Origin of the sequence: Paraburkholderia sp. UCT31 (genome assembly GCF_014397655.1) — a bacterium.
Classification (GTDB): Bacteria; Pseudomonadota; Gammaproteobacteria; order Burkholderiales; family Burkholderiaceae; genus Paraburkholderia; species Paraburkholderia tuberum.
The window spans coordinates 1-11,163 of record NZ_VZQP01000108.1 but is presented as its reverse complement, the minus strand read 5'-3'; the positions used below and the strand labels follow the sequence as shown (position 1 = coordinate 11,163).

Annotated in this window: 10 protein-coding genes; 4 read left to right on the top strand and 6 right to left on the bottom strand. The window is 65.2% G+C overall.

Annotation, left to right across the window (positions count from 1 at the left end; genetic code table 11):
- Nucleotides 1-24 precede the first annotated feature (24 nt).
- Nucleotides 25-1,074 (bottom strand): S1C family serine protease, encoded by a 1,050-nt coding sequence (locus F6X40_RS39990; protein ID WP_187631677.1) that lies wholly within the window; start codon nt 1,072-1,074, stop codon nt 25-27.
- Between the two features lie 177 nt (nt 1,075-1,251).
- Between F6X40_RS39990 and F6X40_RS39985 the strand changes: the two genes are divergently transcribed.
- Both F6X40_RS39985 and ppk2 read left to right on the top strand, forming a co-directional pair.
- A complete protein-coding gene (locus F6X40_RS39985; protein ID WP_187631676.1) occupies nt 1,252-1,650 on the top strand; it encodes a VOC family protein in 399 nt (132 codons plus the stop codon).
- 162 nt (nt 1,651-1,812) lie between these two features.
- A complete protein-coding gene (gene ppk2, locus F6X40_RS39980) occupies nt 1,813-2,739 on the top strand; it encodes a polyphosphate kinase 2 (RefSeq protein WP_187631675.1) in 927 nt (308 codons plus the stop codon).
- A gap of 98 nt (nt 2,740-2,837) precedes the next feature.
- Here ppk2 and F6X40_RS39975 read toward each other — a convergent pair whose 3' ends face one another.
- A complete protein-coding gene (locus tag F6X40_RS39975) occupies nt 2,838-4,424 on the bottom strand; it encodes an inorganic phosphate transporter (protein ID WP_187631674.1) in 1,587 nt (528 codons plus the stop codon).
- A 235-nt stretch (nt 4,425-4,659) separates the two neighbouring features.
- Nucleotides 4,660-5,253, bottom strand: a complete 594-nt coding sequence (locus F6X40_RS39970; protein ID WP_187631673.1) for a short chain dehydrogenase — start codon at nt 5,251-5,253, stop codon at nt 4,660-4,662.
- A gap of 279 nt (nt 5,254-5,532) precedes the next feature.
- On the opposite strand from F6X40_RS39970, the gene F6X40_RS39965 reads away from it, so the two are divergent.
- A complete protein-coding gene (locus F6X40_RS39965; protein ID WP_410452708.1) occupies nt 5,533-6,336 on the top strand; it encodes a CHAD domain-containing protein in 804 nt (267 codons plus the stop codon).
- 179 nt (nt 6,337-6,515) lie between these two features.
- Nucleotides 6,516-8,048, top strand: a complete 1,533-nt coding sequence (locus tag F6X40_RS39960) for a sensor domain-containing diguanylate cyclase (protein WP_187631672.1) — start codon at nt 6,516-6,518, stop codon at nt 8,046-8,048.
- 66 nt (nt 8,049-8,114) lie between these two features.
- On the opposite strand, the gene F6X40_RS39955 is transcribed toward F6X40_RS39960, so the two are convergent.
- From F6X40_RS39955 to F6X40_RS39945, 3 genes are all read right to left on the bottom strand, one after another.
- Nucleotides 8,115-9,227: a VTT domain-containing protein gene (locus F6X40_RS39955; protein ID WP_187631671.1), complete on the bottom strand. Its 1,113-nt coding sequence runs from the start codon at nt 9,225-9,227 to the stop codon at nt 8,115-8,117.
- Nucleotides 9,228-9,445: 218 nt separating this feature from the next.
- Nucleotides 9,446-10,084, bottom strand: coding sequence for a GTP cyclohydrolase I FolE (folE, locus tag F6X40_RS39950; RefSeq protein ID WP_187631670.1), 639 nt, complete (start codon nt 10,082-10,084; stop codon nt 9,446-9,448).
- A 136-nt stretch (nt 10,085-10,220) separates the two neighbouring features.
- The gene (locus F6X40_RS39945; protein WP_187631669.1) at nt 10,221-11,150 is read right to left on the bottom strand and encodes a LysR family transcriptional regulator; all 930 of its coding nucleotides are present in this window, start codon (nt 11,148-11,150) and stop codon (nt 10,221-10,223) included.
- Nucleotides 11,151-11,163: the final 13 nt, after the last annotated feature.

The window sequence follows — 11,163 nt, the reverse complement described above, 5'->3', positions numbered from 1 at the left end:
CCGCAGTCCCCCGGCAATCCCCCATCACCCTGCCTGCTCCACCGGCGTCACCGTCAACTCCACCCGCTGCGCGCCGCGCAACACTGTCACGTTGACCGGCTTGTCGATACGCGAAGCATCGAGCGTGCGTTGCAGTGCATCCACATCCTGCACCGGCTGCGCGTCGATCGCGACGATCGTGTCGTCGGTGCGCAAGCCGCCGAGCGCGGCCGGACTGCCTTTGACGATCTCCATCACGCGCACGCCGCTTTGCGTGCCGAGCCCGAAGTAGCGCTGCACGCGCCGCGACAGCGGCGTCGTCGTGCCGGCCACGCCGATATACGCGCGTCGCACGCGACCGTGCGCGAAGATCTGCATGATGACCCACTTCGCGGTATCGATCGCCGTCGCAAAACAGATGGCCTGTGCGCCAGGAATGATCGCGGTATTCACGCCGATCACCTGACCCGCCGAATTGATCAGCGGTCCGCCCGAGTTGCCCGGATTCAACGCCGCGTCGGTCTGGATCACGTCGTAGATCATGCGGCCGGAGTTCGAGCGCAGCGACCGGCCGAGCGCCGAAACGACGCCGGTCGTCACGGTCTGTTGCAGCCCGAGCGGGTTGCCGACCGCAATGGCGATCTGCCCGACGCGCAGCTTCGATGATTCGCCGAGTTCGACATGTGACAGCGGTTCCGGCGAACCGATGCGCAGCACCGCGAGATCGCTGCCGGGATCGTCGCCGACCAGATCGGCGTCGAACTTCGCGCCGTCGGCCAGCGTCACCTGGATATGCGTCGCGCCATGCACGACGTGGCTATTGGTCAGCAGGTAGCCGTCGGGCGTGAACAGGAAGCCCGAGCCGGTGCCGCCGCGCGCGCCGCGCCCATGCGCGGACGCGTCGCCCGGCAGCCGGCGTTCGACGGCGATAAACGCGACCGCCTGCTGCACGCGCTCCAGTGCACCGATCACGGTGCGGGAGTAGGCGTCGAGCAGCGCGTCGTCGTCGTGGGTCAAAAGGTCGGTGGATTGGGGCCCGGGGGCGTCGGATGCGGCGCTCGACAGGTCATCGATGAAGCGTGGGCGGCTTCCCATAACGATGCTCCGGATAGACGGGCTCCGAGATGCGGGGCGCTGCGCGAGTTTTCAAGTGCATCCCGGGGGCGTGGGCGGTGTCCCGGCCGCGCCGCCAGACCGGTGGCCACTGCCCGTGAGACACTTTCCCGGGCGGGCCGTCGCTCGCCGCTCGCTCGCGCCACGGAGACCCTGTTCATGTCCGCATCTAACGCTTCAGCGCCGCAATCCCCGCAGCCGGGTCCACGCATCGAGTCGCTCTGTGCGATCACGCTCGCCACCAGCGACATGCGGCGCGCCGTCGCGTTCTACGAAGCGCTCGGCTTCCCGCTCAAGTTCGGCGGTCCGCGCGAGGCCTTCACGTCGTTCGCGTTCGGCAGTTCGTATTTGAACCTGATCGCCGATGCGCGCGCGCCGGTCAACTGGTGGGGGCGCGTGATCATCTACGTGTCGGACGTCGACGCGTTCCATGCCAGGGCGGTGGCGGCAGGCTTGCAGCCGACGTTCGCGCCGTCGGATGCGCCGTGGGGCGAGCGCTATTTTCATATCACCGATCCGGACGGCCACGAACTGAGCTTCGCGCGGCCGCTGCCCTAGCGACGGAAGTCGGGGCAAAACTCGCTATCATGGGGTTACCACGCATGTGCAGCGGCCGCCCACGCGGTAACACGGCTGACACCTTGCGCTTCGATAATCGAACGCGACCGCGTCGCGCTAGCCGCCGCGCGCCATCCCATTCCTGTTGCGAGGAGAGCCGCAATGAAAGAGCCGGACCCGACACCCGATATCGAACTGATGGCGGAGCGGCAACGCCGTTTCGAGGAAGACCTCATCGATGCCTACGACGAAGAACTCGAAATGGAGGTCGACGACCGCATCATCGACGGCCCGGCCGGCTTGACGACCGAGCATCGCGAGGCGCGCAAGCAGTACTTCCGCGAACTGTTCCGGCTGCAGGGAGAACTGGTCAAGCTGCAGGACTGGATCGTCGCGACCGGGCACCGGCTCGTCGTGATCTTCGAGGGGCGCGACGCGGCCGGCAAGGGCGGCGCGATCAAGCGCATCACACAGCGCCTCAATCCGCGCGTGTGCCGCGTGGCCGCATTGCCCGCGCCGAACAATCGCGAGCGCACGCAATGGTATTTCCAGCGCTATGTATCGCATCTGCCGGCGGGCGGCGAGATGGTGCTATTCGATCGCAGCTGGTACAACCGCGCGGGCGTCGAGCGCGTGATGAACTTCTGCACCGACGAGGAATACGAAGAGTTTTTCCGCTCGGTGCCGGAGTTCGAAAAGATGCTGGCGCGCAGCGGCGTGCAGATCCTCAAGTACTGGTTTTCGATCACCGACGAAGAGCAGGAAATCCGCTTCCAGAACCGCATTCACGATCCGCTCAAGCAGTGGAAGCTGAGTCCGATGGATCTGGAAAGCCGGCGCCGCTGGGAAGCCTATACGCTGGCGAAGGAGGTGATGCTGCAGCGCTCGCATATCCCCGAGGCGCCGTGGTGGGTCGTGCAGGCCGTCGACAAGAAACGCGCGCGCCTGAACTGCATTCAGCATCTGCTGAGCCAGGTGCCGTATCACGAGATCGAGCATCCGCAGATCGACTTGCCGTCGCGTGTCTATCACGAAGACTATAGCCGTCAGCCGGTGCCTCAGTCGATGATCGTGCCCGAGGTGTATTAAAAGCGGATCGTATGAAATAGCCGGCCAACGAAAAAGCGCGGTACGTATATCAGCGTACCGCGCTTTTCTTCTTGCTTCGCCCCGCCAGATCGGCGAACTCAGAACACCGAACGGAACACCCAGAACAGCCCGCCCGCGAGCGCGATCGACGCGGGCAACGTCAGCACCCATGCGAGGATCAGACTGCGCACCGTGGCCCATTGCAGACCCGAGCCGTTGGCCGCCATCGTGCCGGCCACGCCGGAAGAGAGCACATGGGTCGTCGACACCGGCAGACCGTAGACGTCGGCGGCACCGATCGTGACCATCGCGACGAGTTCAGCCGACGCGCCCTGGCCGTACGTCAGATGCTGTTTGCCGATCTTCTCGCCCACCGTAACGACGATGCGCTTCCAGCCGACCATCGTGCCGAGACCCAGCGCGATCGCGACTGCCACCTTGACCCACGGCGGAATGAACTTGGTCGCGTGGTCGATCTGCGTTCTGAAGTTGGCGATGATCTTCGCGTCCTCGGGCGAGAACTGCGGCTGATTGGCCTTCTGCATCAGACGGATCGCCTCGGAGGTGACATACATGTTGTTGCGCACGTTATCGACGATGCCTTGCGGCACCGCGGCCATCGAGCCCGACTCGCCGACCTGGCGACCGATCTGCTCGGTCAGCTGCTGCAGTGCCGGCAGCGTGGCGGGCGTCAGCTGACGGGTGCGCACGAAGGCCTCGACGTCGGCGCGCGGATCCGCGGAAGGCACCGCGCCCTGCGTGTAGCGCGACAGCGTCGCCGCGGTTTGATGCGCGACCGCGACGAAGTTCTGCGTTTGCGCCGGCGTGACTGCCTTGTTCAGCGCGTAGGCGGTGGGCACGGTACCGATCAGGATCAGCATGATCAGCCCCATGCCTTTCTGGCCGTCGTTCGAGCCATGCGCGAACGACACGCCCGTGCAGGTCAGAATCAGCAGGCAGCGAATCCAGAACGGCGGCGGCTCCTTGCCCTTCGGCTCGGCATACAACGCGGGCACGCGCACGACGGCCTTCAGGATCAGCAGCAGCAGGCCCGCAAGCAGAAAGCCCACGATCGGCGAAAACAGCAGTGACTTGCCGACGCCGAGCGCCTGGTTCCAGTCCACGCCACTGGTGCCGTTCGCACCATGCAGCATCTGATTCATCAGACCTACGCCGATGATCGAGCCGATCAGCGTGTGCGAACTCGAAGACGGCAGGCCCAAAGACCACGTGCCCAGATTCCAGATGATCGCGGCGATCAGCAGCGCGAATACCATCGCGAAGCCGGCGGCGCTGCCAACCTGCAGAATCAACTCGACGGGCAGCAGTTGCAGCACGCCGAAGGCGACCGCCCCGCTCGACGTCAGCACGCCCAGAAAATTCCACGCGCCGGACCAGACGACCGCGATATTCGGCGTCAGCGCGTGGGTATAGATGACGGTGGCGACCGCGTTGGCCGTATCGTGAAAGCCATTGACGAACTCGAAGCCGAGCGCGATCAGCAGCGCGACACCGAGCAGCAGATACGGCAGTACCGAGCTTTCGCGTACCGGCTGCAGATCGTCTATCAGATGAACGCCGCAGTACACGACGCCCGCGATGAGCAGGGCAACGAAAATAACCAGGCCCGCGTTACGGCCTTTGCCGCTGGCGGCGCCTGGTTGCGGATACGAAAGTTCCGGCATGACGTGAGCCCCAAAAAGTGGTCGCAGAGTGTTTGATGCTGCTTTCGCTGTGTGTCGCAACGATGACAACTACGTGACGGCATTGGGGTGCGGGAAAAGCAGGCGCGGCGCGGCCTATGCTACGCCGCTCACGCCGGTAAATACTACGCAGGCTGGCGGACGGGAATAGTAAGATGTCCGAACCGGACTAAGCAAGTGATGAATAGCGCGAGCGGCGAGTGGGCTTCGGTTGCGCTTACGATGCGCTGACTACTTCGCCGCTTGCGCTGCCACCGAGGGTGCGTTTATAAGCTTGCGCGACGATTTCCGCCGGTACCCCTTGCGACGGATCGCGGCCCATCGATTCGAGCGTTTCGGCGACCCACCCCGGGCTGACCACATTGACGCGGGCCTTGCCTCGCAACTCGAGCGCGGCCGAGCGCGCGAACGCTTCGACACCCGCATTGACGATGCTGACCGCGGCGCTGCCTTCCATCGGCTGTTGCGCGAGCACGCCGCTCGTCAGTGTGAACGAGCCGCCTTGCGACACATGGTCCACGCCGCAGCGCACCAGATTGACCTGCCCCATCAGTTTATTGGCAAGACTAAAAGAAAAGTCTTCGTCGCCAAGCGCCGCGAGCGGCGCGAATTTCGCAGAGCCGGCCGCGCAGATGATCGCGTCGAAGTTGCCGGCTTGCGCATACATCGCTTCGATGCTGCGTTTGTCCGACAGGTCGACGCGCAGTGCCGAACCTTTGCGGCTCGCGCCGACCACGTCATGCTCGGTGGCGAGCAGCCTCACGATGTGCGAACCGAGCAGGCCGGTCGCACCGACAACGAGTATTCGCATACATCCTCCTATGGTCTGTTTGCGGCATTTGCCGCACTGCACACTGCATCGTCAAGCCGGAGCACTCGCCGAACCGTGCAACGCGCGATCCTATCGGTCGAGGATAGACGCTGCCGGCGCGACGCGCCAACGCGTGAGGGAAGAGCCGGCTGACACGCGCCGCGATCCTCCTGAGCATCATTTTTGCTACGCTGGAAGTAAGGTCATGTTTCCCGGGAACGTCGATGAAACAAGACAGCGAGACAGTCAACGAGCCGATAGAGCACGAACCGGCACAGCGTGCCTTCACTTCCTATGCCGCGCCGCTCGTCGATGAGGCAATCCGGCTCGCCAACAGGGTGCACGGCGGGGGCGCACGGCGACGCGTCACCCGAAGCGCTGCACAAACTGCGCGTTTCACTGCGGCGTTTGCGTTCGTTATGGTGGGCTTTCGCACCGCTGCTCGACAAGGGCGAAAATTCCCGGCAACGCGCGGTCTACAAGTTTCTCGCCACCGCGGCGGGTAAAACGCGCGATTGGGACATCCTGATCGCGTTGCTCAAGCAGCAGGACAGCGGCGCGCAAGCATTGATGCCGAAGCTCGAGCAGGCGCGCCGCGACACGCTGGCGACCAGCCGCGAGACGTTGTTGAACGCCGACGTCAAACACCTGCTGCGCGATGCGTTGGCCACCACTTCCGCGCAACTGCACGCCACGCACGATTCGGCTATTGCGCTGCGCAAATTTGCCGCTCGACGCATAGGGGCGTCGGATCACTCATTGAAAAAGCGCATCAAACGCGCGCGCCATGCGAAACGCTCGAATTACGCAGCCTTTCACGATGTCAGAAAAGCGGGCAAGAAACTGCGCTATCTGTTCGAGTTTTTCGGGCCGGTGCTTAAAACCAGCCATAAGCGCACGCTCAAGCGCCTGAAAAAAATCCAGAAGCGCTTCGGCATGCTCAACGATACCGTCGCCAGCGAAACGCTGTTGCGCGACAATGCCGCGTCGCTTGCCGACGCGGACCACATCGAAGCCGCGTTGGGTTGGCTCGACAGGAAACGCAAACGCCGCTTGCGCGCGGCGTCGGAGCTACTGGGCTGAGAGAGCGCGTTCGGTCCTCGCTAGCGCGGAGGATCCGCAGCCCAAAATGCACGGCGCACCGCGCTGCGGCCCGAAAGAATAGTCCGCGAAGGAGGCGAGGAGCGTGGCACCGCATGGGCTTTCGCTGCGTCATCGGCTGCGCCTGACGTTGCGCCTGACGTTGCGCGCCGTTCGAGCGGATGACCCGCTATGTTGGCAACCGCCCGTGGGTGGCCGGCGTCGCCGGCACGCTCGTCGCGTTGGCGATGTCGATCCTGACGGCGGTGGAGGTCGGCGAAGGCCGCCGCGAAATGCTCGATCATGCGCGCCAGACGTCGCAAAACCTCGTGTCGATCATTTCCGCCGATCTCGCGCGCAACGTCGAAATTTATAGTCTGTCGCTGCAATCGATGGTGGATGCCATGGGCGATCCGCTCACCTGGACGCCGCCGGTCCCGGTGCGCCAGGCGAGGCTGTTCGATCGCGCGACCACCGCCGCGTTTCTCGGCGGCGCGTATATAGTCGGCGCCGACGGTGAAGTGGCCGCCGCGCAGTACGCCGACGCCAACACCACCGTCCATCTCGACGATCGCGAATACTACTTTCAGGTGCATCAGCGCAATCCGGCGGCGGGCCTGTATTTCTCGCATCCGTTCATGTCGCGGCTGCGTGGCGGCGAGCTGTCGATCGCGCTGACGCGGCGCATCGACGATGCGCAAGGCCGCTTTGCCGGCATCGCGCTGCTCGCGATCCGCATCGAGTATTTCCAGCACCTGCTGGACCGGATCGACACCGGCGAGCACGGCTCGGTTTTCATCGTGATGGCGGACGGCACGCTGCTCGCGCGCAAGCCGTTCGACGCGCGCGCTATCGGCACCAGCGTCGCAAAGTCACCGACCTTCGCACCGATGACGGTGCACGACTCCGGCAGCTACGTATCGGTCTCGCGGGTTGACGGTGTGCGTCGCATCTTCACCTACACGCACGTACCGGGCACGCCGCTGATCGTGGCGATCGCGCCCGCCGTCGATGACGTGCTCGCGCCGTGGCAGCGTCGCAGCCACGTGGCCGCTGCGCTGACCATCTCGTTCGGCTCGGTGTTCGTGGTCGTGTCGTGGCTGCTCGCGTTCGCGCTGCGCGACAAACAGCGCGCGCAGGCCGCGCTGCTGCGTCTTGCCGCGACCGATCCGCTGACCGGGCTCAGCAATCGGCGCGTGCTCGACAAGCGGCTCGACGACGAATGGAAGCGGGCGCGACGCGACAACAAGCCGTTGTCGGTGCTGTTCATCGATATCGATCACTTCAAGCGTTTCAACGATACCTACGGCCATGAGAGCGGCGACGAGGTATTGGTCGCGGTGGCTGATTGCATCGCGTCCGTGGCGCGGCGCTCGGCCGATCTGGTCGCGCGCTACGGCGGCGAAGAGTTCGCGGTGGTGCTGCCGGATACGACCGCGCAGGGCGCGTTCGCGGTCGCGGAGCAGATTCGTCGCAAGGTGGAAAACCAGGTCATCGTGCGCGGACACGATGCGCCGCAGGCGGTGACGGTGAGCGTCGGCTGCGCAACGGCGCTGCCGAGCGCCACGGATGTCGCGAACGGACTCGAGCTACTGGCGGCCGCTGATGGACAGTTGTATGTGGCGAAGAACGAAGGGCGCAATCGCACCCGGTCGGCGCAGTGGGACGAGTATTCGGCGACGCAGGGGGTCTCGCGCACGGGGGCGGCGCCTTAACGCCAGGTGTTCGTTCGCGTGAGCGTGAGCGCCTTCCCGGCCCAGATTGTCGCGACGCAGCGCAATTCAGGCGCGCTCCGCACTGCGCGGCGCGAGGCCGCGCAACGTCACCGCCGCTGGTGTTTCGTCCAGCAACGCCGGGCGCGGCCGATCGGCGGCCGAACCATCCGCGTGAGCCAGCAAGCCCACCGGGAAGCCACGCCGCTGCCATGCATCGAGCCCGCCGCGCAGTGCGCGAATCCGCGTGTAGCCATTGCTGCGCATATGTTGCGAGACTTCGAGCGCGGTCGCGCTGTCCGGGCAGATGCAATAGATGACCAGGTCATGCGTGCGCAGCGCGCCGTCGATCTGCTCAGGCGAATGCGGATCGAGCGCGCGCGCGTCGGGAATCTGGCGTCGCAGATCGAGCAGCGGAGCGCCGGGCCGCGCATCGAGCACGCGGGACGGCGCCATGCGGCTCAGGCGGCCGGAGCGCCGCCAGCGCCACGGCATGCTCGACGCGGCGGCACTCGCCGATGAGGCCTGCGTCGGCGCGGCCAGCATCGGCGCGGCTTGGGCCGCCGTGGCTCGCATGAACCGGCGCCGTTCGTAATATCGCAGATACAGCCGGTAGAGCAGATAGACGAGCGCCACCGCAAGAAGAATGTCGGCGATCGTGCCGCCGCGCTGCTCGACGAACGCGCGCAGCATATGCACCTCGCGTTCCACGGCCGCGCCGCCGAGCAGCCAGAACGTCGCCCACGCGATCACGCTCGCCAGATCCCATAGTGCGTAGATGCGGATGTCGACGGCGGTCGTACCCATCAGCGGCGGCGTGATCAGGCCGAGGCCGGGCACGAACTTCGAAACCGACACGAGCGGCACGCCATAGCGTTCGAATAGCGCGCGCGCGGTTTCCAGCCTCGTATCGACGGCGGGCGACAAGCGGCCGAGCCACGCGAGCAGTTTGCGTCCATACAGCCGGCCCGCCGTGAACCAGGTGCCGTCGCCGATCAATGCGCCCAGCACCGCCGCGCCGAGGGTCGGCCAGAACGCCAGGGTGCCCGCAGCGATCGCCGAGCCCGCGAACAGCAGCATCGGCACGGCCGGAATCGGTACGCCGAGGCGCGTCAGCAGGACGTTGACGAACACGATTGCGCTGCCCCAGGTTGAAACCGCCGACAACGGAAACTCGACCAATTGAGGCGCTCCTGTTGCTGCTGTTGGGCTGCCATGCGTGGACGGCCGGTGTCGACCATCGGCCTCAATCGTCAATACGCAACTAACTGTCAACCCCGCCTGCCCACCGCAAGGTGGCCGGTGTGCTTGAAGAGAGTGCGCGCGGGCGCGCACGCTGGATTCGCAGGGGCGGGGGCTGCATCGTCAACGAACCACAAGCGGCCCCCGGATCCACCTCATCAGGCATTCGGCATCGCCACCACGCCCGGATTCCCGACGATCGCCAGAAACTCCCGCCGTGTCGACGGATCGGTGCGGAACGTGCCGAGCATGCGCGACGTGACCATCGTGACGCCCGCCTTGTGCACGCCACGCGTCGACATGCACTGATGCGCGGCTTCGAGAATCACGCCCACGCCGGCCGGCTGCAGCACGTCGTTCAGCGTATCGGCGATCTGCACCGTCATCTTTTCCTGGATCTGCAGCCGTTTCGCGAACGCATCGACGAGGCGCGCGAGCTTCGAAATGCCGACCACGCGATGGTTCGGCAGATACGCCACGTGCGCGCGTCCGATGATCGGCACCATATGGTGCTCGCAGTAGCTTTCGAAGCGGATATCCTTCAGCACGATCATTTCGTCGTAGCCGTCCACTTCGGAGAAGGTACGCGCGAGGATGTCGCGCGGATCGACCTGGTAGCCGACGAAAAACTCGTCGTAAGCACGCGTCACGCGTGCCGGCGTGTCGATCAGGCCTTCGCGCTGCGGATCGTCGCCGGCCCAACGCAGCAGCACGCGCACGGCTGCCTCAGCTTCTTCGCGGCTCGGGCGTTCGGCGGCTGCTACGGGTTTGGTCTTCTTTGCCTTGCTGCTGGTCATGCGTCGCTCTCCTGGATCGCGCGTCGACGCTGCGCGGCGCGCGGGGTCAGTAACTGAGGTCATTGTTCCATGTTTTGCGCCGAAGGTGCCGATGCCCCTTTCGCGGCCGGGGCAGTCGCGGGCGTGCTGCGCACGGCTACTTCGGCCATTCGTCCATCGCATCGTTGAACAGCTCGGCGACCACGCCGCGCAGCCAGCTGCCGCGCGGATCGTTATGAAACTTGCGATGCCAGTGCTGCCGCAGGTCGAAGCGCGGCAGCGGCAGCGGCGGCTCGACGAGCATGATCGACGCATGCTCCGACACGTACGCGAAGCCGATCGCGTGCGGCACGGTCGCGAGCAGGTCGGTGCGCGCGAGGATGAAAGGCAGGCTCATGAAGTGCGGCGTTTCGAGCACCGCGCGTCGCTTGATGCGCTTCTTTTCGAGGTACTGCTCGAGCACTTCCTGGCTGCGTCCCTCGGCGCGCACGACCGCATGGCCGGACGCCACGTATTGCTCGAGCGTGAGCGGCCCCTTCGACAGCGGATGTCCGCTGCGCATCAGGCAGATGAAGCGATGCGTGAAGAGCCGCTGCTGAAAGAAGTTGTTGCCCGCCAGGTCCGGAAAATAGCCGACGGCGAGATCGACATCGCCCGATTCGAGCCCGCGTTCCACTTGCGACGGCGACAGCGTGACCGAGCGCAGATTCGCGGACGGCGCGCGCTCGCCGAACAGCTGCAAAAGACGCGGCAGAAACACGATTTCGCCGACGTCGGACAGCGCGATCGAAAACGTGTGCGTGCTCGTCGCCGGATCGAAATCCTGCACGTCGAGCATGCCTTTCTCGATGCGCAGCAAAGCGTCGCGCGCGGCGGGCAGGATCGCGAGCGCGCGCGGTGTCGGCTCCATGCCTTTCGATGTGCGCACGAACAGCGGATCGTCGAAGTATTCGCGCAGGCGCCCAAGCGCGGTGCTCACGCGCGGCTGGCTCACACCGAGTTGCTCGGCGGCGCGGCTCACGTTGCGCGTGTCTTCCATCGCGACCAGATAGGGGATCAGGTTCAGATCCAGATGTGTCTCGGACATGCTTGTTATGGCT